The organism is Sandaracinobacteroides sp. A072 (assembly GCF_052616365.1).
The window spans coordinates 847,744-871,394 of the sequence record NZ_JBQXGU010000001.1; the positions used below are offsets into that span (position 1 = coordinate 847,744).

Genomic DNA, 23,651 nt, shown 5'->3' on the forward strand with positions numbered 1-23,651 from the left:
GTCTCAGTTCTCCTGCGGCATCATCGGCTTCGGCGAGCGGCGCTTCACCTGTCCGAACAGTCCCACTTCCGAGAGTCCGCCTGAAGCCTGGTTGCCGAAGCTGAAGCCGGTCGTGCCGCGCAGATGATAAGCGTCGGTCGCCTTTTCGCGGTGAACTGTCGGGATCACGAAACGGTCCTCGTAGTTCGCGATCGCCATGACATGATACATGTCCTCGATGGCAGCCGGCGTCAGGCCGACCCGGGCGGCGATGCCTTCGTCGATCACGCCCTCGATCGTCTTGGCGCGCATGTAGCTGCGCATCGCGAGCATGCGCTCCAGGGCGGATACGACCGGGGCCTCTTCGCCTGCCGTCAGGAGATTGGCGAGATACCTGACCGGGATCCTCAGGCTTTTCACATCGGGCATTCCACGGTCATCGGCGATGGCGCCCTTGGCTGCAGCCGACTGGATCGGCGACAGCGGCGGTATGTACCAGACCATTGGCAAGGTGCGATATTCCGGGTGCAGCGGGAAGGCGACGCGCCAGTCGATCGCCATCTTGTAGACAGGGCTCTTGCGGGCGGCGTCCAGCCATGGTTCCGCAATGCCATCCGCCCGCGCCTGGGCGATCACCTTCGGGTCATTGGGGTCGAGGAAGATGCTGAGCTGGCGTTCGTAAAGCTCGTCTTCAGGGCCAGATGCCGCCCATTCGATGCGGTCGGCATCATAGAGAACGACACTCAGATAGCGGATGCGGCCGACGCAGGTTTCCGAGCAGACGGTCGGCTGGCCTTCCTCGATCCGTGGATAGCAGAAGATGCATTTCTCGGATTTGCCCGAAGACCAGTTGTAATAGATCTTCTTGTAGGGGCAGGCCGAAACGCACATGCGCCAGCCGCGGCACTTTTCCTGGTCGATGAGGACGATGCCGTCCTCCTCGCGCTTGTAGATGGCGCTTGACGGGCAGGCGGCGACGCAGGTGGGGTTGAGGCAATGCTCGCACAGCCTCGGCAGATACATCATGAAGCTGTTTTCGAACTGGCCGTAGATTTCCTTCTGCACGCCCTCGAAGTTCACATCCTTCGAACGCCGGGAGAATTCGCCCCCGAGGATCTCTTCCCAGTTCGGGCCCCACTCGATCTTCTCCATCCGCTCTCCGGTGATCGCGGAACGCGGGCGGGCGGTTGGGAAGGCCTGCAGTTCGGGCGCTGTCTGCAGATGGGCGTAATCGAAGTCGAACGGTTCATAATAATCGTCGATTTCCGGAAGATCCGGATTGGCGAATATCTTGGCAAGGATTCTCCATTTGCCGCCAAGCTTCGGTTCGATCCTGCCATTGGATTTCCTGACCCATCCGCCGTTCCACTTCTTCTGATTTTCCCACTCCTTGGGGTAGCCAATGCCGGGCTTTGTCTCGACATTGTTGAACCAGGCGTATTCGACACCTTCACGATTGGTCCACACATTCTTGCACGTCACCGAACAGGTATGACATCCGATGCATTTGTCCAGGTTCAGGACCATTCCAATCTGCGCGCGGATTTTCATTTCGTGAACTCCAGTGCGGGGACCGCGGGGTTTTCCAGCCAGTCGACCTTGTTCATCTTGCGGATGACAACGAATTCGTCGCGGTTTGCGCCAACGGTGCCATAGTAATTGAAGCCATATGAAAGCTGGGCATAACCGCCGATCATGTGGGTTGGCTTCAGCACCGTGCGCGTGACGCTGTTGTGGATGCCGCCACGCTGGCCGGTCATTTCGGAACCCGGCACGTTCACCGTCTTTTCCTGGGCATGATACATGAATGTCGTACCCTCGCGGATCCGCTGGGACACGACCGCCCTGGCCGTCAGCGCGCCGTTCGAATTGAAGACCTCCACCCAGTCATTGTCCTCGATGCCGACCTTCTTCGCGTCGGTTTCCGATATCCAGATCACCGGGCCGCCCCGGTTCAGGGTCAGCATCAGCAGATTGTCGGTATAGGTGGAGTGAATGCCCCATTTCTGGTGCGGTGTGATGAAGTTGAGGGCAATCTCGGCGTTGCCGTTGCCGTGCTTGTCCTGCAGCGGCTCTGTCGTCTTCATGTCGACAGGCGAGCGGTAGACGCAGAAGCCTTCGCCGAACGCCCGCATCCAGGGATGGTCCTGGTAGAGTTGCTGCCGGCCCGAAAGGGTGCGCCAGGGGATCAGCTCATGCACGTTGGTGTAGCCGGCGTTGTAGCAGACATGCTCGCTTTCCAGGCCGGACCAGATCGGAGAGGAGATGATCTTGCGCGGCTGGGCGACAATGTCGCGGAAGCGGATCTTCTCCTCCTCCTTGGGCAGTGCAAGGTGAGTGTGGTCGATCCCGGTCTGCTTCGAAAGCGAAGCCCAGGCCTTCACCGCCACTTCGCCATTGGTCTCGGGCGCCAGCATCATCACCGCCTCGCAGGCGTCGATGTCGGTCACGATACGCGGCAGGCCCTTGGCCGGGCCATCGGTGACGACCCCGTTCAGCTTGCCCAGCAGCCCCACCTCATGCTCGGTGTTCCAGGCCATGCCCTTGCCGCCATTGCCGATGCTGGTCATCAGCGGCCCGAGCGAGATGAAGCGTTCGTAGAGCGCCGGATAATCCCGCTCCACGACCGAGATGGCGGGCGCCGTCTTGCCCGGGATGAGGTCGCATTCGCCTTTCCACCAGTCCCGGATTTCGCCGCCCTGCGCCATTTCCGCGGGGCTGTCGTGCTGGATGGGGGTCAGCACCAGATCCTTCTCGACACCCAGCACTTCCGGGGCCACGCTGGAAAATGTCTTGGCGATGCCCTTGAAGATCTCCCAGTCCGAGCGGCATTCCCACGCCGGATCCACCGCGCTTGTCAGCGGGTGGATGAAGGGGTGCATGTCGGACGTGTTGAGGTCGTTCTTCTCGTACCATGTGGCCGTGGGCAGAACGATGTCGGAATAGACCGCCGTCGTCGACATGCGGAAGTCGATTGTGACGAGAAGGTCGAGCTTTCCTTCAGGCGCCTCGTCATGCCAGCGCACGTCGACAGGCTTGCGGCGGCCTGTGTGGCCCAGGTCCTTGCCGAGAACGCCGTTCGCCGTGCCCAGCAGATGCTTCAGGAAATATTCGTGCCCCTTGCCCGAGGAGCCCAGAAGGTTGGAGCGCCAGACGAACATGTTGCGCGGCCAGTTTTCCGGTGCGTCAGGGTCCATGCAGCTCATTTCCAGCCGCTTTGCCGCCATTTCCTGCACTGCATAATCCTTCGGATCCATGCCGGCTGTCTCGGCCGCCTTGCAGATCTCGAGCGGGTTGGTCTTCAGCGCCGGCGCGCTCGGCAGCCAGCCCATGCGCTCGGCCTTGGCGTTCAGGTCGAGGAAGGTCTGTTCCCAGCCGGCCTTTGGCTCGGTCGGGGAGAGGATTTCGGAAACATCCAGCGTTTCATAGCGCCACTGGTCCGAATGGGCATAGAAGTAGCTGGTGGAATTCTGCTGACGCGGCGGGCGCGCCCAGTCCAGCGCGAAGGCGAGCGGCGCCCAGCCGGTCTGCGGACGCAGCTTTTCCTGGCCCACATAGTGCGACCAGCCACCGCCCGACTGGCCGACGCAGCCGCACATCACCAGCATGTTGATGGCGCTGCGGTAGTTCATGTCCATGTGGTACCAGTGGTTCATCGCCGCCCCGATGATGATCATCGACTTGCCGCTGGTCTTCTCGGCATTGGTGGCAAAACCGCGGGCAGTGGCGATGATCTGGTCCCTGGGAACGCTGGTGATGGCCTCGGCCCAGGCGGGCGAATAGGGCGCCGGGTCATCGAAGTTAGCCGGCAGATGGTCGCCGCCAAGACCCTGGTCGACACCATAGTTCGCCATGAACAGGTCATAGACGGAAGCGACCAGCGCCTCGCCGTCCTTCAGGGCCAGCCGCTTTGCCGGGATGCGGCGCATCAGCCTGTCCGGGTGGCTGGTGGAGGCGAAGCCGTTGGCGGCGCTGTTGCCGAAATAGGGGAAATCGACCTCGGCGACTTCGTCATGCACGCCCATCAGGCCAAGGCGGAGCTTCAGTTCGTCCCCGTTGGCGTTCTTCTCCGCGAGGTTCCATTTCGCCTGCTCGCCCCAGCGGAAGCCGATCGAGCCCAGCGGCACGACGGGCTTGCCCGTCGCCTCGTCGATGCCCACCGTCTTCCAGTCGGGATTGTTGCTTTCCCCGAGGCCGTCGGCAAAGTCGGACGCCCGCAGCAGGCGCTCCGGAATCAGCCGGCCATCGCTTTCCACCAGCCGCACCAGCAGCGGCATGTCGGTGTACTGGCGGCAGTAATCGCGGAAATAGGGCACCTGCCGGTCGCGATGATATTCGCTCAGGATGACATGACCCATGGCGAGGCCCAGCGCGGCGTCGGTGCCCTGCTTCACCGAAATCCACAGGTCTGCAAACTTGGACGCTTCCGAATAATCCGGGCTGATGACGACCGCCTTGGTGCCCTTGTAGCGGACCTCGGTGAAGAAGTGCGCATCCGGCGTGCGGGTTTGCGGCACGTTCGAGCCCCAGACGATGATGAATCCCGAATTGTACCAGTCGGCGCTTTCGGGAACGTCCGTCTGTTCGCCCCAGGTTTGCGGCGAGGCTGGCGGAAGGTCGCAATACCAGTCGTAGAAAGAGCCGGTGACCCCGCCGAGAAGCTGCAGGTAACGCGCGCCGGCAGCATAGGAAATCATCGACATCGCCGGGATGGGCGAGAAGCCGAACACCCGGTCGGGCCCCCATTTCTTCACCGTATGGGCGTTGGCGGCCGCGATGATCTCGTTTGCTTCTTCCCAGCCGACCCGCACGAAGCCCCCACCGCCCCGGCGCCTGGTCCAGGAGACGCGCTTGCTGTCATCGCTGACGATCGACTGCCAGGCCGCAACCGGCGCCATGGTGGCGCGCGCCTCGCGCCAGAGCTTCAGGAGCCGCGCGCGGATCAGCGGATATTTCACCCGGTTCGCTGAATAGAGATACCAGCTGTAGGACGCGCCGCGCGAACAGCCGCGCGGTTCATGGTTGGGCAGGTCCGGCCGTGTGCGGGGATAGTCCGTCTGCTGGGTTTCCCAGGTAACGATCCCGCCCTTCACGTAAATCTTCCATGAGCAGGAGCCGGTGCAGTTCACACCATGGGTGGAGCGCACGACCTTGTCGTGCTGCCACCGGTGCCGATAGGCATCCTCCCACTTGCGGTCGTAATTGTTCATCTGCCCGTGCCCGTCGGAAAAGGGCTCGGACTTCCGGCGGAAGAAGGTGAGGCGGTCGAGGACGTGGCTCATGGAATTGGGCCCTTATTCTGCCGGTTGCAGGCGAAGCCCGCGTTCGGTCGCGTGGAGAAGGCCACCGGGCCGCGCATAGACGAACCAGGTGATGAGAAGGCAGGACATGTAGAAGGCGAGGAAGCCCCAAAGCGCGCCATTGGCGCCGCCGCTCATGTCGATCGACAAGCCGAAGCTCTTGGGGATGAAGAAGGCGCCATAGGCGGCGATCGCAGACGTGAAGCCGGTGATGGCTGCGCTTTCCTTTTCAGCCTGCCGGCGCTGGTCTTCGGCGGACAGGCCCGGCTCCAGGCGGGCGATTTCCGAGCGCATGATCGCCGGGATCATCTGGAAGGTGGAAGCATTGCCGACCCCGGTCGCGAAAAACAGCAGCAGGAACAGCGCGAAGAAGGCGCCGAAGGCCCATGGCTGGTCTGGCTGTCCCAGCACCCAGATGAGGCCCGCCGTTCCGGCCATCATTGCCAGGAAGACCAGGATGGTGACGCGCGCGCCGCCAAACCGGTCGGCAATTCCACCCGTGAACGAGCGGGAGAGGGCGCCGACAAGGGGGCCGAGGAAGGCGATCTTCAGTGCGTTCACGTCGGGGAACAGCAGCTTCGTCAGCAGCGGGAAGGCGGCCGAGAAGCCGATGAACGAGCCGAAGGTGCCTGTGTAGAGCCAGCACATGATCCAGTTGTGCCTGCGTGTGAAGATGATCGACTGGTCGGCGAAGCTTGCCTTGGCGGACGAGAGGTCGTTCATGCCGAACCAGCAGGCAAAGGCCGAGGCGATGATGAAAGGCACCCAGATAAAGCCTGCGTTCTGCAGGTAGATGCTGGATTCAGCCCCGTTTTCGACAATCGTCTGCGCACCGCCGCCCAGCACGCCGAACACGCCTGCCGTGATGACGACGGGCACCAGGAACTGCATCGCCGAAACGCCCAGATTGCCCAGCCCGGCGTTGAGGGCGAGCGCATTGCCCTTTTCGGACTTGGGATAGAAAAATCCGATATTCGACATGGATGAGGCGAAGTTGCCGCCACCGAAGCCGCACAGCAGCGCCAGAAGCAGCATGATGCCGTAGGGCGTATCCGGGTTGCGAACGGCAAGGCCGATGCCGACTGCCGGGATCAGCAGCGACCAGGTGGTGAGGGTTGACCACAGCCGCCCACCGAAGACCGGCACCATGAAGCTGTAGAAGATGCGCAGCGTCGCCCCGGAAAGGCCCGGCAGCGCCGCCAGCCAGAAGAGCTGGTCGGTGGTGTAGCGGAAGCCGACAAGCGGCAGCTTGGCAACGACGATGGACCACACCATCCAGACCGCGAAGCTGAGGAACAGGGCCGGAATGGAAATCCACAGGTTGCGGCGGGCGATCGCGCGGCCGCTCGTTTCCCAGAAGACCGGGTCTTCGGGGCGCCAGTCGGTGATCACATGGCCCTTGAGGGCCCCCTCCTCGCGCACGCCATGGATCGGGCGCATTTCGGGAAGTTCCGGCAGCTTCTGCAGCATTTCGCCGGCCTGCTCGCGCTCCATCTGGCGGATGGCAGTGTGCATCCAGATGAGTGCCCCCGCCGATATCAGGAACAGGAGCATGAAGCAGCTCTGCCAGATTCCGGTCAGGTCGTTCAGCGCGCCGAACGCGATCGGCAGGATGAAGCCGCCCAATCCGCCCATCATGCCCACCATGCCGCCTACCGAGCCGACATTGCCGGGATAGTAGATGGGGATGTGCTTGTAGACCGCCGCCTTGCCCAGGCTCATGAAGAAGCCGAGCACGAAGATCAGGACGATGAAGGCAAATGGCCCCGTCGCAAGCCGGAAGCTGATCGGGCCGTCAATCCCGTCGACGACATAGGATGTCGGCGGATAGGACAGCAGGAATGTCGCCACCACCGAGACAAGGAAGGTCCAGTACATCACGGTGCGTGCGCCAACCCTGTCTGACAGGTGGCCGCCATATATGCGAAAGAGGGAAGCCGGCACCGAATAGGCCGCGGCAATCAGGCCGGCTGTTTTGATGTCGAAGCCATAGACGCCGATCAGATAGCGCGGAAGCCAGAGCGACAGGCCGACAAATGCGCCGAAGACAAAGAAATAATAGAGCGAAAAACGCCAGACCTGCACGTTCCTGAGGGGCGCGAACTGTTCGGCAAAGCTTCTCGGTTTCGCCCCGAGGGCGCGGCGTTCGGCAAGGTCCGGCTCGTCCTTCGTGGTAATGAAGAACAGGATCGCCATGACCACAAGGGCGGCAGCCCAGATTCTTGCAACGCCTTCCCAGCCCATGGCCAGCATGACGACCGGCGCCAGGAACTTGGTGATGGCTGCCCCTACATTGCCTGCGCCGAAGATGCCGAGCGCGGTGCCCTGCCTGCCGGCCGGATAGAATTTGGAGACATAGGTCACGCCGACGGCGAAGGCGCCACCGGCAATGCCCACGCCCAGCGCCGCAAGCAGGAACTGCGGATAGGTTGTCGCATAGGTCATCAGGTAGGTCGCCATGGCGGCAGCCAGCATCACGATGACCTGCATGCGGCGGCCGCCCAGCTGGTCGGTCCACACGCCCAGCACCAGCCTGATGAGCGATCCGGTGAGGATGGGGGTTGCAATCAGCAGGCCGAACTGGGTTTCGTTCAGCCCGAGGTCTTTCTGGATCTGGATTCCCAGGATCGAGAAGATCGTCCAGGCCGCAAAGCAGACCGTGAAGGCCGCAGTGGACATTCCGAGTGCGACGGTCGCGCCAGCCCCGGGAAGTTCATGATGCCCGGCTGATGCAGCTGAATCTGTCTGGCTGGCCATATTCACCCCAAGGAAACCGTGCCGCACCCGTTTCACCACGGCACTGGCACGAGGTTAGTGGTGGCGCCCCCGGCACGCTTGATCCTCGTCAAGTGGCAGGCCAGTGCGGCGCACAAACAAGGCGGGGGCGAAGGTGCGTCAAGGCCTGTGTCGACAATAGTCGCCTCCATGCTTGACGATCATCAAGGGAAAGGCGATTCAGAGCATGGGTCAGGAAAGTGAGACAAGCGCATGCGCCCAGGCGATTCGGAGCGGGTACGATCTCTTCCCCTGTTCGCAAGCCTTGATGAGCGCAGCTATGCCGCCATCACCGGACCGGCGTTCCTGCAGCGCTTTCCTGCCAACACCCAGCTCCTCCTCGAAGGCGACCCGGTCGACTTCCTGTACGTGCTGATCGACGGACAGGTCGAACTGTCGGGCACATGGAATGACAAGGATACGGTCCTCACGATCCTGCGCCCGGTCTCGACCTTCATTCTCGCCGCCGTCGTCCTCGATGCCGTCGCCCTCATGGGCGCGCGCGTGCTGGACCGGTCCAACATATTGATGATCCCGGGCGAGGCCATCCGGGCGCGCATGGCAGAGGATGCAGCCTTTGCCGTTGCTGTCTCGAAGGAACTGTCCGGCTGCTACCGCGGCCTTGTGCGCACCATCAAGAACCAGAAGCTCAGAAGTGGCGTGGAGCGGCTGGCAAATTACCTGCTGCAACTGCATGCGCGCGCTGGCGGCGCGGATCTGTTTTCCCTGCCGCATGAAAAGCGCATCCTCGCCTCCTTGCTGGGCATGGCGCCCGAAAACCTCTCGCGCGCTTTCCAGGCTCTGAAACCCTATGGTGTCGAGGTAAATGGCTCGGACGTCCATCTGCGCCTCGTCGCCGACCTCCGGCGGCTTGCCAAGCCCGACCCGCTGATCGAAAAGCCGTTTGACAACAGCCACGAAGCCCGGGCGGAATATCAGGCGGAAATGTCGGCGGCCTGGCGTTCGGCCTGAAGACTGCTGCGGCCAGAGCCTGGCGCTTACGCTCCGGTCACGTCCTCGATCCACGACAGCGCCCGCATTGCCGCTGAAAATCCCAGCGTCGGCACTGCCAGCAGGGCGACCTGCTCCAGTGCCTTCGGGTCAAGGCCCTCGGCCAGCCCGCGGCGCGCATGGGAATGGACGGCGCCTTCCGATCCGGCCGCAGCTGCCAGCGCCAGCTTCACCAGCCGCTGGGTCGCCGCATCCAGCGGGCCGGCGGCGGCACAGGCTTCGCCAAGGGATTCATAGGCTTCCCAAATTGCGGGATGATCCCGCACGAGCTTGCCGGCGCGGGCTGGCAGGCCGTGTGCGGCCTCGGGCTTGTCGGTCATGGATAAATCTCCTGTTGGATGGCCCGTGGTCCGGCCGGATGGACAGGGCCGCCCCGTTGCGCGTCTGGGTGGAAAAAGCGGGCTGAATCGCGGAATGCGGCCAGTCCAACCTCTTGCGCCAGTTCGCCGGCAAAGGCCCGAAAGGCCATGATGTTGCGCCAGGGCACGGCAAGCACGACAGGAATGCCCAGCGCGACGGCCGCGACGATCAGATCCCGCCCGCCGCCGCCATCGGCTTCCACCTTGCCGAAGCGGTTGAGGATCAGCAGATCGGCGCCCGGCAGGGCCTGTTCCGCAAGCCCGATGGCGTCCAGCAGCAGGCCATGATCCAGCCGGCATCCTCGCGCGCCGGGGCCGCGATCCTGCGAGACGATCATGCGCTGGCCGCCCGGCAGCACGTGCAATTCCATGTCGCAGCCCCTGCGTCCGTCCGGGCCGGGCGCATGCTGGACCATGCCAGCAAGGCGAACCCCGCCAGCAGCCAGCCGCCCGGCCAGCGCGCACAGCAGAGGGTCAACCTCTTCGCCGGCGCCATAGACGATCGCAGTGATCGGCGGCTGTGTGCTGGTGGCATCCATGGTCATGCAGAACCTCGCTTCGCCCTGTCAGGCTATAGCGGTGAAGCCGTGCGAGGATTGATGATCATCAAGGCCGGGCTTGCAGACGCTCCGGCGCAGTCGCCACGCCTGCACGGTTGCGCCCCTTGGACGCGATGACCGGGGCGCATGCTGCGGCACGCTAGCAATCGGGAACCCCTGTGGGGGGGAATTTCATTTTCTTTCGGGGATGTCTGGTGCGGTCGAGAAGACTCGAACTTCCACGGCCTTTCGGCCACAGCGACCTCAACGCTGCGCGTCTACCAGTTCCGCCACGACCGCACGCCGATGCCTGATGAGGGGCCTTCTGCCTTGCGGCGCGGGCATCCCCACCAACTGGTGAGCGCGCGCCCTAGCAGCCCCTGCGCGGCTGTTCAAGCCACCTTTCGCAAGATTATGCTTCCAGCCGAATATCCTGCCCCGAAAGAGCAGATCAGGCCGGTGTCGCCCGCAGCCATGTCGTCGCTGTGCAGGTGGAAGGCGATGATCGAGCCGGCCGAGGATGTGTTGGCATAGGTGTCGAGCACGGTGGGGCTTTGATCGGCCGCCGGCGCGTGGCCCAGCACCTTTTCCCCGATCAGGCGGTTCATGTTGGCATTGGCCTGGTGCAGCCACAGCCGCCTGAGGCCCGATGCGGCGATGCCGAGATCGGCGATGTGGCTGGTGATGAGGTCGGCCACCATCGGCACCACTTCCTTGAAGACCTTGCGGCCTTCCTGCCGGAACAGCTTGTCGGGCTTGCCGATTCCCTCGGGCGCGGCGCGGTTCAGGAAGCCGAAATTGTTGCGGATATTGTTGGAGAACATTGTCTTCAGGCGGGTGCCGAGAATCGCCCAGTGCGGTGAAGGGGCGATATCGGCCGATTCGACGAGAATCGCCGTCGCCACGTCGCCGAAGATGAAATGGCTGTCCCTGTCGCGCCAGTTGAGATGGCCGGAACAGATTTCCGGGTTCACCACCAGAACGGAGCGGGCATGCCCGGCGCGGATGAAATCGGCCGCCGTCTGGATGCCGAAGGTTGCCGAGGAGCAGGCGACATTCATGTCGAAGGCAAAGCCCTCGATGCCGAGCGCTGCCTGGATCTCGATCGCGATGGCGGGGTAGGCGCGCTGCAGGTTGGAGCAGGCGCACAGCACGGCATCGACATCGGCTGCATCGCGCTCGGCGCGCGCCAGCGCATCGCGAGCGGCGGCCACACCCATTTCGGCAAGCACGGACAGCTCTGTATCGGGCCGTTCGGGAATGCGCGGGGCCATGATGGCGGGGTCGAGGATGGCGGCCTTCGACATGACATGGCGTGCCTTGATGCCGCTCGCTTTTTCGATGAACTCGACGGAAGAGGGGGTGAGGGCGGTGATTTCGCCGGCCGCGATGGCGGCAGCATTGTCGCTGTTGTGCTGCGCCACCCAGCAGTTGAAGCTTTCGACCAGTTCCTGGTTGCTGATGCTTTCGGCCGGCGTGAAAAGGCCGGTTGCGGAAATGACGGGATCGGCCAAGCTGGACTCCGCTTCAGGATTCGCCGGCCGGCCGTTCAAACGGCGACGGGCGCTGCGACATGAGGATGGGGATCATAGCCCGTGATCGACACATCCTCCAGCCGGTAGGAGAAGATGTCCGCTGCGGGGCGGAGATCGAGGCGGGGCAATGGCCGGGGCGCCCTTTCGAGCAGCGTTTCCACCAGATGGGCGTGGTTCAGATAGAGGTGCACATCCGCCCCCATCCAGACCAGTTCGCCAGCCTCGAGGCCGCATTGCTGCGCCAGCATGCGCTGGAGGAGGGCGGCCTCGAAGATGTTGAAGGGAAAGCCCAGCCCGAGGTCGCAGCTGCGCTGGTAGAGGATGGACGACAGGCGGCCACCGCCGTCCGCGCCCGGCTCCACGAAATACTGGTAGGTCATGTGGCAGGGCGGCAGCGCCATTTCGGCCAGTTCGGCGACATTCCAGCCGGTGAAGATGTGCCGCCGACTGGCCGGGTTTGTCTTCAGCCCCTCCACCAGGGCCCGGATCTGGTCATGCTCTCGCCCGTCCGGCCCCTGCCAGCGGCGCCACTGCTTGCCATAGACCGGGCCGAGATCGCCCCAGCGCGCGGCGAATGCCGGGTCGCCCAGGATCCGGGCCTCGAAGGCGTCGCGGTCGATCGCCTCGCCGGTTTCGCGGCGGTAGCGGTCGAGCGGCCAGTCGGTCCAGATGTGCACGCCCTGTTCCACCAGCGGGCGGATGCTGGTTTCGCCATTCAGGAACCAGATCAGCTCCTTGACGGCAGATTTCCAGAACACCCGCTTGGTCGTCATCAGGGGGACGGTGCCATCCGACAGGTCGAAGCGGAGCATGGCGCCGAACAGGGCGCGGGTGCCGACCCCGGTGCGGTCCACGCGCTCATGGCCCTGTTCCCATACCCGCCGGATGAGATCGAGGACGGCGGTTTCCGGATGGATGGGGGCGGGCATCCTGTCTGGCTAGCCGATCAGCGGCCCGGCCCGCAAGCGACAGTGATCCATGCCACGCCATGCCCCGGTCCGCACTATCCCTGATCGGGGATAGTGCCGAATGCCGCCGCCTCCGCCACCAAGGCTCCACGAGACAGGAAGCGCGGACAGGAAGCGTGAGGGGCAGCCAATGGACAGGCTGCCACGAACCGGGACGCGCGGACAGGTCGCACAAGGCTGACAGGGCACACAAGGCTGACAGGGCGCGCAAGCGCGGTTGGCGCACAAGGCCTGCAAGGGAGCGCGGACATGATCCGACTGGTGGACAATAATAACAGGTACAGGAGCGCCGAGGCGCTGACCGCAATGCACATGGATCGCAAGCGCGTGTTCGTGGACGGCCTCAAGTGGAACATTCCCGTCGTGGATGGCCGCTACGAGATCGACGAGTTCGACAATGAGCATGCCGTCTATCTGATCGCCACCCGCCCCGGCACCAATGAGCATCTCGGCTCTGTCAGGCTGCTGCCCACCACCCGCAAGCATCTGCTGGGCGATATCTTCCCCATGCTGGTCGAGGGCGAGATTCCCCGTGGCCCCGACGTGTTCGAGATCACCCGGCTGTGCACCTCGCCGCATCTGGCCGATGCCGAAACCCACCGGGCGGTGCGGCAGCAGCTGGCCATGGCGGTGATCGAATATGCCCTCACCACGGGCATCACCCGCTACACCATGATGACGCACATGGCCTTCCTGTCGCCGTTGCTGGCGCTGGGCTGGGATTGCGAGCCGCTCGGCCTGCCGCAGGATATCGGCGGCCAGATGCTTGGCGCGCTCCAGGTCAATGTCCATCCTTCCACGCTGCAGCTGTTCCGCAGCCAGTTCGAAATCAGCGGGCCTGTGCTCAGGCTCGATCTCGCGGAATAGGATGGCGGTGGTTTCCGGCGGCGATTTCCGACCCTGCGCCGCCTGAAGCCTTCCTCCATCCTCGGGTGCTCCGGCACCGGCAACAGGCAAGGTTCCACGGCCCTCCCCGTGGTTCCCGGGCCGCCGGGCCGGAGCATCCACCCTTGCCGGTGGCAAGCTCACCCTACCGCGCCCCCCGTCGGCGCTTTTTCGCTGACAGGGATATGGGGTGCAACACCTGCCCGATACCGCCCTCATTCTTGCCGGCCTGTTCGTGCTTGCCCGCGAACTGATGTGGCTGGCCGCCGTCTCCATCCTGCTGTCCGGCATCGACGATCTGGCGGTCGATTGTGTCTGGATACTGCGCGTCCTGCCGAAGCGGCGGGCAGTGCTGCCCCCGCCGCCCGCAACGCCGGGCCGCTTTGCCATACTGGTGCCCGCCTGGGACGAAAGCGCGGTGATCGGGGCGATGCTCAGGCGCCTTCTCGGCACGCTCGATCATCCGGATTATCATGTGTTCGTCGGTGCTTATCCGAATGATCCGGCAACGATCGCGACCGTGCGGGGAGTGGATGATCCGCGTGTCACCCTCATCATCACCGACCGGCCCGGCCCCACGACCAAGGCGGATTGCCTCAACCAGCTGTGGCGCGCCGCCATGGTGGCCGAAGCGCGGGCGGGCCGGCCCTGGAAGGCGATCGTGCTTCATGATGCCGAGGATGTGCTCCACCCCATGAGCCTGTCCGTCCATGATCGCCACATTCCGGCGCTGGCCATGGTGCAACTGCCCGTGCTGCCACTGCCGGACCGTCAGTCGCGCTGGGTGTCGGGCCATTATCTCGACGAGTTCGCCGAAACGCACCAGCGCGACATGATGGTGCGCGCCACCCTCGATGCGCCCGTGCCGTCGGCGGGCGTCGGCACCGCCATTGCGCGCGATGCCCTGCTGGCGCTGGCCGGGCCGGGACGCGCGCCCTTCGATGAAACCTGCCTGACCGAGGATTACGAGATCGGCCATCGGCTGCATGCCCTGGGGCATCGCGGGCGCATGGTGCGCCACAGGATCGATGGCGAACTGGTGGCGACGCGCGAATATTTCCCGGCCTCGCTGGAGGCGGCCATTCGCCAGAAATCGCGCTGGCTGTTCGGAATCGCACTCGCCGGCACGGACCGTCTGGGCTGGGCAGGCCCGCTTTCCACGCGCTGGATGCTGCTCAGGGATCGCAAGGGGCTGGTGACTTCGGCCATCAGCATGCTGGCCTATCTGGCCGCCTGCCTCGCCCTCGTCTGGGCGCTTCTCCGTCACTTCGGGCCACCCGGGCTGCCGCCGCTGCTGGGGCAGGATGATATGCTGCTGAAACAGATTCTGCTGCTGAACGCGCTGATCCTCGGCTGGCGGCTCCTCACGCGCGGGCTTCTCACCTTGCATGAGCATGGGCTGGCGGAGGGGCTACGCGCCATTCCCCGCGCCGTTTTCGCCAATGCGATCAACTTCCTCGCCAGCCTGCGGGCGATGCGCCGCTACTATGGCGCCCTTGGCGCAACGGATGCGCCCGCCTGGGACAAGACCATGCACCGCTTCCCGGCCGATGAGAGGGAGCCGGCCCGTGGCTGAAGGCGCGGGAACCCCGGTCCGCCATGGCCATGCCCTCCGGTTGCACCAGGTGCTGATCGTGCTGGCCGCCGGCTGGCTTGTGGGCCGCATGCCGCAGCTGTTGACCGAAATGCAGGCGCAGGCAGCCCGCCTGCGGGCGGAGATGACGGTCGAATCCCTCGCACAGCCGCAGCCCGCTGCCGCCTTGCCGGCCGATGCCGACAGCCTGGTTTCTGCGCAGGAGCGCGAGGCCATGCTTGTCGCCAACGTGGCGGCGCAGGTAGCGGCCGATGTCGCAACCCGTGTGGCGGATGAAACGGTGGCGCGGCTGCTGGCAGCGGGCTGGGGCCCGCGTGGGGTAGCGCTGCCGCCCGTCGTTCACCTGCAGCAGCAACCGGTGCCGGACGTGGAGTCAGGCAGTCCCGGCAGGTCGTCGCTCGCCGGCTGGACGCTCGAACCAGTCGCGCCCGCACCACATGCGCCAGTTGCGCGCGAAACGACGGTTTCCGACATCACGCCGGGCAGGGAAGAAGGGCAGGCCGCTGCCCATGCCAAGGCCCACCGGGCGGCGGACGATGCCTATACCGCCTTGCGGGCTGGGAACCGCCGGGCGGCGGTGCAGGGTCTGCGGCGGGCGCTCGCCATGGCGCCCGATGCCCCGCAGGCAGGGGCATGGGCCGCTGACCTCGGGCAGCTGAACCGCCGCTGGAGCGTCAGCGCCTATACGCTGGCGCGTGACGGTGCATCGGGCGATTCGCTTGCGGCGTCGCCAGTGCTGGGCGGCGGCCAGAGCGGCGCCACCATCAGCTATGCCCTTGATCCGCTGGCGCGGCGGCCGCTTTCGGCCATCGCCCGGATCACGGCGGCGTCAACCCCGGCGGGCACGCTGGATCGCGAAACCGCCGAGGCCGCCCTCGGGCTGCGCTGGAAACCGTTGCCGGGCACGCCGCTTGCCATCGATGTCGAGCGGCGCATCGCCCTTGGCATCATGGCCCGCAACGACTGGGCCTTGCGGTTGAGCGGCGGCGGCCAGCACCGGGGGCGTCTTGGCGGGATGCCGCTGCACTATGAGGGTTATGCCGAAGCCGGGCTTGTCGGGTTTCGCGCCAGCCCGGATCTGTACGCCGGCGGGCAGGCAAGGGCGGCGACCCCGCTTGCCAGCCTTGGCAGGGTCAGCTTCGATGCCGGCCTCGGCGGATGGGCGGCGATGCAGCGCGATCTGGGGGTTGCGGCATCGAGGGTCGACATCGGGCCATCGACGGGCATCGCCATCGCCCCCTGGCCCTTCCATGCCCGCATCGATTACCGCCTGCGCGCGGCAGGCAATGCAATGCCCGGTTCCGGTCCTGTCGTGACGGTGGCGGGAAGCTTCTAGCGCCCCTGTTCCTCGACCGTTCCGGCTGTTCCCTGATTGTCATTGGCGATACGCCGCCGTTCGGAAAGCTGCGCCAGCACTTCGCGGGTGAACAGTTCGGCCATCAGCTGGTTCAGGATGCCGATACCGCGCTCGGCCATGTCGACCGCTTCCAGTTCGCCCACGTTGGGCGCGACACGGGCGAGGAAGTCCCGCACTTCGGATTCGGCGAGGCTGCGCATGATCTCCGCCAGCCGGCCAAAGCCTGCGCCGGCATAGCCGCGTTCGCGCGTGAAGCCGATGCGCGAGGCTTCGACGAGCAACCGCAGGATGCGTGCGTCGCGCGGGGAAAGCCGCCCGTCCGGCCCCACGTTCACGACCCCGGCCGCGATCGTATCGGCAAGATGGTCAGGGTCGCCGCCGAGGGACTGGACAAAGCCGACGGCATCCACCGGCTCTTCCTCGGCATCCAGCCGGGCGCGCAGCAGATGGTCGATCTCGGGCATCATCTGCTGTTCGAGCCAGTCCGGCTGGTCACCCTCGAACAGGGCGCGGATGACGGAAAGCGGCAGGAAGCGCTCATCCTTCAGCCGGCGGATGGCGAACAGCCGCGACAGATGCTCCTCGGTGTAGGTGGCACTGTTGCGGTGGGTGCGCTCCGGCTCGGGCAACAGCCCTTCGCGGATGTAGAAGCGGATCGTCTCCCGCGAGATGCCGGAGGCCTTTTCAAGATCGCGCATGCGCATCGGGGGGCCTTATCAGCCCCCGGCCGCCGCTGTCACCCCCGCAGAATCCGGCTGGTTTGTGTCTGGCCGGGCCGCATCCGGCATGCCCGACCACAGGATCACGTTCAGGATCGTGACGGCTGCGGCCCCGATCATCAGAAGCGCGCGCTTGCGATCCCTAGCCCACAGCTTCGCCCCGCCCAGCAGAAGGACAATGGCCGCCAGCATCGCAAGCCCGTAAGCCCAGCTCAACATGATCAGGCACCTTTCATGGCGGTTGTGGCGGGCGCCGGTTCCAGCCCGGCAAGCGTCTGTGCGACGGCCCGCTTCCAGGCCGCGCGCCGTTCGCCTCTTAGCGCATCTTCCTGCTGCGGGGTGAAGCGGCGGTCGGCATGGACCATCGCGTCCCCGGCTTCCGCAAGGCTGGAAAAGAGCCCGGCGCCCGTGCCCGCGAGCATGGCGGCCCCCAGCGCTGTCGTCTCGATGCTGCGCGGGCGCTCCACTACCAGGCCCGTCGCGTCGGCGATGTCCTGGCACAGCCAGTCGTTCGCCACCATGCCGCCATCCACCTTCAGGCTGGTGGGGCTGACCCCGTCGGCGCGGAAGGCGTCGATGAGATCGGCGGTCTGCTGGCCCATGGCTTCCAGCGTCGCGCGCACGATGTGGGCGCGTGTCGTGCCGCCTGTCAGTCCGGTGAGAAGCCCGCGCGCCAGCGGCTGCCAGTGCGGCGCGCCAAGGCCGGCGAAGGCGGGCACGAAGATGACGCCGCCGCTGTCGGGCACGGAACGGGCCATCGCCTCGGATTCGGCCGGCGCGTCGATGATGCCCAGCCCGTCGCGCAGCCATTTGATGGCATCGCCGCCCACGAAGATGGAGCCTTCCAGCGCATAGGCCAGCGGGTCCGAGCCGAGATAGGTCGCGAGCAGGCGGTTCCGGCTTTTCGGTGGTTCAGCGCCGGCATGGGCAAGCAGGAAGATGCCGGTGCCATAGGTGCATTTGGCAAGGCCGGGTTCGCGGCAGGCCTGGCCGATGGCGGCCGCCTGCTGGTCGCCCGCCATGCCGGTAATGGGAATGGCCCGGCCGAACATCCGGGTTTCGGCCAGCGGCCCGCATGTCGGCACGATGTCGGGCAGGGCGTTTTTCGGCACGCCGAACAGCGCCAGCATGTCATCCGACCAGCGGGCGGTGCCCAGGTCCATCAGCAGGGTGCGGGCGGCGTTGCTGGCGTCCGTTGCGTGGGTGCGGCCTTCGGTCAGCTTCCACAGCAGCCAGGAATCGATGGTGCCGACGGCAAGGTCGCCTGTTTCGGCGGCGGCCGCGACATCGGGCCAGGTGTCGAGCGCCCAGCGGATCTTGCTGGCCGAGAAATAGGGGTCGAGCAGAAGCCCGGTGATGGCCTGCACCGTGGCTTCCTTGCCGTCTGTCCGCAGTCTGGCGCAGGCCTCGGCGGTGCGGCGGTCCTGCCAGACGATGGCGGGCGCCAGCGGTTCGCCACGCCGGCGGGACCAGAAGACGATCGTCTCGCGCTGGTTGGTGAGGCCGATGGCGGCGACACGCGCACCTGCGCGGCCCATCACATCCTCGATGGCCCGGCGGGTGAGGGCCCAGATTTCGGCCGCGTCATGCTCCACCCAGCCCGGCCGGGGGAAATGCTGGCTGATGGCATGCTGCGCCACATCCACCGGCTTTCCGGTGAGGTCGAAGGCAAGCGCCCGGGTGGAGGTGGTCCCGGAATCGATGGCGAGCAGCAGCGGATCCATGGCCGCCATTGCTGGCCGCTTGCGCGGGCGGGCGCAAGGCCGCAGTGTCCGCAAGGGAGAAGAGGGAGAAAGACATGCGCTTCAGCAACAGGACGGTTCTGGTCACGGGGGCTGCATCGGGAATCGGCCGGGCAGCCGCCCTGCGATTCGCGCGCGAGGGTGCGTTCGTCTTCTGCCTCGACCAGGCCGATGCGGTTGCCGGAACGGCGGATGCCATCAACGCCGATGGCGGGTGCGCACAGGCCCTACAGGGCGATGCCGCCGACGAGGCCTTCATCGCGTCCGCCGTCGATCGCGCGGTTGCCGCCCGTGGGCGGCTGGATGCGATTTTCGCCAATGCCGGGATTTCCGGCGGCATGACCCTTCTGGCCGACCTTCAGGTCGCCGAATGGGAACGCGTGCTGCACGTCAACCTTGTCGGTGTTTTCCTGGCCATCCGCGAAGGTGCGCGGGTGATGGTGCCGCAGGGCGGCGGCTCGATCGTGTGCACGGCCAGTGTCGCTGGCCTGCGGTCGGGCGCGGGGGGCATTCCCTATTCGGCGTCGAAGGCCGGGGTCATCAACCTTGTGCAGACCAGCGCGAACCAGCTTGGCGGAACCAATGTGCGCGTGAACTGCATCTGCCCGGGCCTTACGGAAACGGGGATGACAGCGCCGGTCTTCGAACAGGCCCGCGCCCGCGGCAGCGAGCACAAGCTGGGCCAACTGAACCCGCTGCGCCGCTACGCACGGCCCGAAGAGGCCGCGAACGTCGCCCTGTTCCTCGCGTCGGACGATGCGAGCTATGTGAACGGGCAGGCCATCGCCGTCGATGGCGGCCTGTCGTCCAGCCACCCGACCGTGCCCGGTCGCTTCGTCTAGCAGCCTCCGCGTCTCCCACCGGGGCGCATCGGGGAACGCCGGGGCTTGCGCCAATCCGCCGCACATCCTAGCAGGCCCCCCATCGGAGCAGGTGCCCGGGTGGTGAGCCAGGGTGAAAAGGGAAGCCGGTGCGGCGGGTAACCGCCCAGTCCGGCGCTGTCCCCGCAACTGTAACCGGGTAGGCGTGCGAGCCATATGCCACTGCCGTGAAAGCGGCGGGAAGGTGTTCGCAACAGCCGATGACCCGGAAGCCAGGAGACCTGCCTGCCCCGGTCGTCCAGTCACGCCGGCGGGGACTCCGACGCGACCGAGGCAGGTGCATCCGGCTGCATGGCGCGGCCGGGCGCGGCTTTCTCGCATGGGCGACGCTTGTGTCGAACCCAATGCGAAGAAAGGCTCTGCCTGTGCGCCTCTTGTTGTCCTCAATCTGTCTTTTTGCCTTCGTCTCGTCCGATTCCGCCGTCGCGGGCGAACTCCTTGGCTCCGACATTCTCGTGTCCGCCCGCATGCCTATGTCCGTCGACGAGGCGGGCGTTTCCGTCACCGTGATCGACAGGGCCGAGATCGAGCGGTTGCAGGCGCCACTGCTGCTGGATGTGCTGCGCCTGCAACCCGGACTCAGCCTTTCCCGCAATGGCGGGGCAGGGGGGTTCACCGCTGTCCGCCTTCGCGGCGCCGAGGGCGAGCACACGACGCTGGTGATCGATGGCGTGAAGGTCGCCGACCCGGCCAGCCCCGGCGGCGGTGTCGATTTCGGGACCCTTGCCTCGGCTGGCATTGGCCGCGTGGAAATCCTGCGCGGGCCGCAGTCCCTTGCCTGGGGAAGCCAGGCCATCGGGGGCGTGATTGCCGTCGAGACGCTGGCGCCCGATACCGGGGGGATGCTGTCCGGCCGGGTGGAGGGCGGTTCGCACGGGCACTGGGCGGCCGATGCCACGGGCGGAATCGCCCTCGGGCCGGTTGCGCTGCGGCTGGGCGGCAACTGGCAGCGCAGCGACGGCATATCGAGCTTCGCCGAAGCGCGCGGTGGTGCAGAACGGGACGATTTCGAAAGCCATGGCGTCCACGCCCGCGCCGATGTCTCGCTCGGTGGCGGCTTCACGGCCGATCTGAGGGGGCGGCTGCAATCCTCGGAATTCGAGATGGATGGCTTCCCGCCGCCCCTCTACGCCTTCGCCGATACCGATGACCGCAGCCGCGTGCGCGATGTCTCGGGCGCTGCCGGCCTGCGCTATGCCGGGGGCGGCGTGACGGCGCGGCTCGGCTGGCAGATTTCCGACACCTTCCGGCGCAACTTCATGCCCGGGGCTGAACCCTTCACCAGCTTCCGTTCGGAAGGCCGGTTCGAGCGGGTGGACGCGCAGGCAAGCTGGGTGCTGTCCGATCTTCTGTCGATTTCGGGCGGTCTGGAGCGTGAGGTTTCCCGCCTCGAAACGGCCTCGCCTTCGGCATGGGATCCGGAGCCGGCGCCGTTCCGCGCCCGCGCCACCCTCGATGGCGGCTTCGTTCAGGCCATCGTGCGGCCTGTCGAGGCGGTGACGCTGTCCGGTGGGGTTCGCCATGACGAGCATGACCGCTTTGGCGGCGCCACGAGCCTTGGCGCCAGCGGCAGCGCCCGCATTCCCGGCACGCCCCTTCGGCTGAAGGCCAGCTATGGCGAAGCCTTCAAGGCGCCGACGCTGTTCCAGCTCTTTTCCGATTATGGCAATGCCGCGCTGCGGCCCGAGCGCGCGATCGGCTGGGATGCGGGCATCGCGCTGGAAAGCGAAGGCTTCACCGCCTCCGCCACCTGGTTCGAGCGTCGCACCCGCAATCTGATCGATTATGTATCCTGCTTCGGCCTGGTGTCGCCCATCTGCGAAGGTCGTCCGTTTGGCACCTATGACAATGTGCTGCGCGCCAAAGCGCGCGGGCTGGAACTGGTGGCCGAAGCGCGCCCGGTGGAAGGCCTCGATGTCTCGGCCCAGTACAGCTGGACGGATTCGCGCAACCGCACCGCCGGCAGCCCCAATGAAGGCCGCAGGCTCGCGCGGCGGCCGGCGCACAGCCTGTCCGCCACGCTCGATTATGCCTTTCGGGGTTTCAGCATCGGCACCTCGGTGCAGCTGGTTTCGGGCAGTTTCGACGATGCCGCCAGCAGCCGGCCCATTGCGGGTCATGTGCTGGCCGACATCCGCGCCGCCGCCCCGCTTGCCGAGGGCATCGAACTGTTCGGCCGGGTGACCAACCTGTTCGACGAACGATACGAGACGACAAGCTTCTACGGCCAGCCCGGCCGCGAGGCGGCCGTCGGTGTCCGTGCGCATTTCTAGCCTTCTGCTGGCGCTTGCGCTGCTGGCTGCGCCGCTTTCGGCGCGGCCAGCGCGCATTGTCTCGATGAACCCCTGCACCGACGCCATCCTGGCCGAGGTGGCGGACAGGGGGCAGATTGCCGCCATCAGCCACTGGTCCCACGATCCGGAGGCGACCTCCATGCCGCTGGCGCAGGCTGAGGCCATCCCTGCCCATGGCGGCACGGCCGAAGAGGTGATCGCGCTGAAGCCCGACCTCGTCATCCTGTCCCCGCACACGCCGCTGGCAACGCGCACGGCGCTGGAGCGGCTGGGTGTACCCATGCTGGCGATCGGCGTTCCGGCCGACGCCGGGCAATCGCTGGCGCAGGTGCGCGCCATCGCCACCGCCGCGGGCCATGCCGGGCGGGGGCAGGCGCTCGCGGGACGGATTGGGCAGGCGCTGGCCGAGGCGCGTCGGCCCGGCCCGCCAAGGCCGGCCCTGATGCGCATGGGGTCCGGCCTCGTCCCCGGCCCCGGCACGCTGGCCGAGGCGCTGATGGCGAACAGCGGCCTTCGTAGCCTTGCCGCAAGCCATGGGCTTGCCATGTGGGACATCCTCCCCCTCGAACCGCTCGCTGCCAAACCACCGCCGCTTCTGCTGACGGACCGGCCCGACGCTTTGCATCCCGTGCTGCGGCGCCTGCCCATCCGTGTGGCCGAATTCCCGCGTCACCTGCTGAACTGCGGCGGCCCCACCATGATCGCCGCCGCCCGGCGGCTGGCCGCCATCAGGGACAGCCAGCCATGAAGCGCGGCAGCTTTCTCGCCATCCTGTTGCTCGTCACGCTTCTCGCCTTCGGGGCGAGCCTTGTAGCCGGAAAGGTCTGGATCAGCCCCTTCGGCCTTGTTTCCGGCACGCCCGAGGCGCTCATCATGGCCGAGCTTCGCCTGCCGCGTGCGCTTCTCGGGTTGGGAATCGGGGCTATGCTGGGGGCTTCGGGGGCGGTGCTCCAGGGCTATCTCAGGAACCCGCTTGCGGATCCCGGCCTGCTCGGCATTTCCGCCAGCGCGGCGCTCGGCGCGGTGCTTGCCATCTTCCTGGGGCTGGCCGCCTCGCCCTTCATCGTCTCGGCCTTCGGCATGGCGGGGGCTCTTGGCGCGATGCTGCTGCTGGCGCTCATGGCGGGCCGCTCGGCCAGCGCCATAAGCTTCATTCTGGCAGGCGTCGTCCTGTCGAGCCTTGCCGGTGCGCTGACGGCGCTGCTCATCAACCTTGCGCCCACCCCCTTTGCCCTTGGCGAGATCGTCACCTGGCTGATGGGAGCGCTGACGGACCGCAGCCTTGCCGATGCGCTTCGGGTGCTGCCCTTCGTGGGCATCGGGCTGCTGCTTCTGGCGCCCACGGGCCGGGCGCTTGATGCGCTGGCGCTGGGGGAGGCGGCGGCGCGGTCGCTTGGTGTCGATCCGTGGCGCACCCGGCTGCTGGTGATTGCGGGCACCGGCCTCGGCGTCGGGGCTGGCGTTGCCGTCACCGGGGTCGTCGGCTTCGTCGGCCTCATCGTGCCGCACATCCTGCGCCCCTTTGTGGGGGAGCGTCCGTCCGACCTGATTTTCCCGTCCGCGCTGGGCGGGGCAGCGCTTCTGCTGCTGGCCGATGCGGCTGTCAGGCTTGCGCCCGGCCCGGTGGAACTGAAGCTGGGCATCGCCATGTCGCTGATCGGCGCGCCCTTTTTCCTGTTCCTGCTGTGGCGCCACCGGGAGAGCCTGCCGTGA

18 protein-coding genes, 1 tRNA gene and 1 riboswitch are annotated in these 23,651 nt (G+C 66.1%); of the genes, 8 read left to right on the plus strand and 11 right to left on the minus strand.

Going from position 1 to position 23,651, the window contains the following annotated elements; all coding sequences use genetic code 11:
* Positions 1-3: 3 nt before the first annotated feature.
* From narH to ACUJ46_RS04155, 3 genes are read right to left on the minus strand one after another with little or no spacing between them, the layout of a single operon-like run.
* Positions 4-1,530 carry a nitrate reductase subunit beta gene (gene narH / locus ACUJ46_RS04145; protein WP_445389173.1) on the minus strand — a complete coding sequence of 509 codons (1,527 nt, stop codon included), beginning with the start codon at positions 1,528-1,530 and terminating at the stop codon, positions 4-6.
* Positions 1,527-5,261 carry a nitrate reductase subunit alpha gene (locus ACUJ46_RS04150; RefSeq protein WP_445389174.1) on the minus strand — a complete coding sequence of 1,245 codons (3,735 nt, stop codon included), beginning with the start codon at positions 5,259-5,261 and terminating at the stop codon, positions 1,527-1,529. The genes narH and ACUJ46_RS04150 overlap by 4 nt, the downstream gene beginning before the upstream one ends.
* 12 nt (positions 5,262-5,273) lie before the next feature.
* Complete coding sequence (locus ACUJ46_RS04155; RefSeq protein WP_445389175.1) at positions 5,274-7,958, minus strand: nitrate/nitrite transporter; 2,685 nt, start codon at positions 7,956-7,958, stop codon at positions 5,274-5,276.
* 309 nt (positions 7,959-8,267) lie between these two features.
* On the opposite strand from ACUJ46_RS04155, the gene ACUJ46_RS04160 reads away from it, so the two are divergent.
* A complete protein-coding gene (locus ACUJ46_RS04160) occupies positions 8,268-9,026 on the plus strand; it encodes a cyclic nucleotide-binding domain-containing protein (RefSeq protein ID WP_445389176.1) in 759 nt (252 codons plus the stop codon).
* A gap of 26 nt (positions 9,027-9,052) precedes the next feature.
* Here ACUJ46_RS04160 and ACUJ46_RS04165 read toward each other — a convergent pair whose 3' ends face one another.
* The 5 genes from ACUJ46_RS04165 to thyA form a co-directional block, all read right to left on the minus strand.
* The gene (locus tag ACUJ46_RS04165; protein WP_445389177.1) at positions 9,053-9,385 is read right to left on the minus strand and encodes a carboxymuconolactone decarboxylase family protein; all 333 of its coding nucleotides are present in this window, start codon (positions 9,383-9,385) and stop codon (positions 9,053-9,055) included.
* On the minus strand, positions 9,382-9,969 hold the full coding sequence (locus ACUJ46_RS04170; protein ID WP_445389178.1) for a DUF2478 domain-containing protein: 588 nt from the start codon (positions 9,967-9,969) through the stop codon (positions 9,382-9,384). The genes ACUJ46_RS04165 and ACUJ46_RS04170 overlap by 4 nt, the downstream gene beginning before the upstream one ends.
* A 207-nt stretch (positions 9,970-10,176) precedes the next feature.
* Positions 10,177-10,263, minus strand: a tRNA-Leu gene (locus tag ACUJ46_RS04175).
* A 92-nt stretch (positions 10,264-10,355) separates the two neighbouring features.
* Positions 10,356-11,477, minus strand: coding sequence for a beta-ketoacyl-ACP synthase III (locus tag ACUJ46_RS04180; RefSeq protein ID WP_445389179.1), 1,122 nt, complete (start codon positions 11,475-11,477; stop codon positions 10,356-10,358).
* A 35-nt stretch (positions 11,478-11,512) separates the two neighbouring features.
* The gene (gene thyA, locus ACUJ46_RS04185; RefSeq protein ID WP_445389180.1) at positions 11,513-12,427 is read right to left on the minus strand and encodes a thymidylate synthase; all 915 of its coding nucleotides are present in this window, start codon (positions 12,425-12,427) and stop codon (positions 11,513-11,515) included.
* Between the two features lie 288 nt (positions 12,428-12,715).
* Here thyA and ACUJ46_RS04190 point away from each other — a divergent pair, with 288 nt between their 5' ends.
* The 3 genes from ACUJ46_RS04190 (at position 12,716) to ACUJ46_RS04200 (ending at position 16,281) form a co-directional block, all read left to right on the plus strand.
* Positions 12,716-13,333, plus strand: coding sequence for an acyl-homoserine-lactone synthase (locus ACUJ46_RS04190; RefSeq protein WP_445389181.1), 618 nt, complete (start codon positions 12,716-12,718; stop codon positions 13,331-13,333).
* 208 nt (positions 13,334-13,541) lie between these two features.
* Complete coding sequence (locus tag ACUJ46_RS04195) at positions 13,542-14,927, plus strand: glycosyl transferase family protein (RefSeq protein ID WP_445389182.1); 1,386 nt, start codon at positions 13,542-13,544, stop codon at positions 14,925-14,927.
* Positions 14,920-16,281, plus strand: coding sequence for an NfrA family protein (locus ACUJ46_RS04200; RefSeq protein ID WP_445389183.1), 1,362 nt, complete (start codon positions 14,920-14,922; stop codon positions 16,279-16,281). The genes ACUJ46_RS04195 and ACUJ46_RS04200 overlap by 8 nt, the downstream gene beginning before the upstream one ends.
* On the opposite strand, the gene ACUJ46_RS04205 is transcribed toward ACUJ46_RS04200, so the two are convergent.
* The 3 genes from ACUJ46_RS04205 to ACUJ46_RS04215 are packed head-to-tail and all read right to left on the minus strand — an operon-like array spanning position 16,278 to position 18,745.
* On the minus strand, positions 16,278-17,000 hold the full coding sequence (locus tag ACUJ46_RS04205) for a MerR family transcriptional regulator (protein ID WP_445389184.1): 723 nt from the start codon (positions 16,998-17,000) through the stop codon (positions 16,278-16,280). The two genes, ACUJ46_RS04200 and ACUJ46_RS04205, sit on opposite strands and share 4 nt — an antisense overlap.
* 18 nt (positions 17,001-17,018) lie before the next feature.
* Positions 17,019-17,240, minus strand: coding sequence for a hypothetical protein (locus ACUJ46_RS04210; RefSeq protein ID WP_445389185.1), 222 nt, complete (start codon positions 17,238-17,240; stop codon positions 17,019-17,021).
* A gap of 2 nt (positions 17,241-17,242) precedes the next feature.
* Positions 17,243-18,745, minus strand: a complete 1,503-nt coding sequence (locus ACUJ46_RS04215; protein ID WP_445389186.1) for an FGGY family carbohydrate kinase — start codon at positions 18,743-18,745, stop codon at positions 17,243-17,245.
* A gap of 74 nt (positions 18,746-18,819) precedes the next feature.
* Here ACUJ46_RS04215 and ACUJ46_RS04220 point away from each other — a divergent pair, with 74 nt between their 5' ends.
* From ACUJ46_RS04220 to ACUJ46_RS04235, 4 genes are all read left to right on the plus strand, one after another.
* The gene (locus ACUJ46_RS04220; RefSeq protein WP_445389187.1) at positions 18,820-19,605 is read left to right on the plus strand and encodes an SDR family NAD(P)-dependent oxidoreductase; all 786 of its coding nucleotides are present in this window, start codon (positions 18,820-18,822) and stop codon (positions 19,603-19,605) included.
* Between the two features lie 72 nt (positions 19,606-19,677).
* Positions 19,678-19,887: riboswitch (cobalamin riboswitch) on the plus strand.
* A 122-nt stretch (positions 19,888-20,009) separates the two neighbouring features.
* Positions 20,010-21,917 carry a TonB-dependent receptor plug domain-containing protein gene (locus ACUJ46_RS04225; RefSeq protein WP_445389188.1) on the plus strand — a complete coding sequence of 636 codons (1,908 nt, stop codon included), beginning with the start codon at positions 20,010-20,012 and terminating at the stop codon, positions 21,915-21,917.
* Positions 21,904-22,686: an ABC transporter substrate-binding protein gene (locus tag ACUJ46_RS04230; RefSeq protein WP_445389189.1), complete on the plus strand. Its 783-nt coding sequence runs from the start codon at positions 21,904-21,906 to the stop codon at positions 22,684-22,686. Before ACUJ46_RS04225 ends, ACUJ46_RS04230 begins: the two co-directional genes overlap by 14 nt.
* On the plus strand, positions 22,683-23,651 hold the full coding sequence (locus ACUJ46_RS04235; RefSeq protein WP_445389190.1) for a FecCD family ABC transporter permease: 969 nt from the start codon (positions 22,683-22,685) through the stop codon (positions 23,649-23,651). The genes ACUJ46_RS04230 and ACUJ46_RS04235 overlap by 4 nt, the downstream gene beginning before the upstream one ends.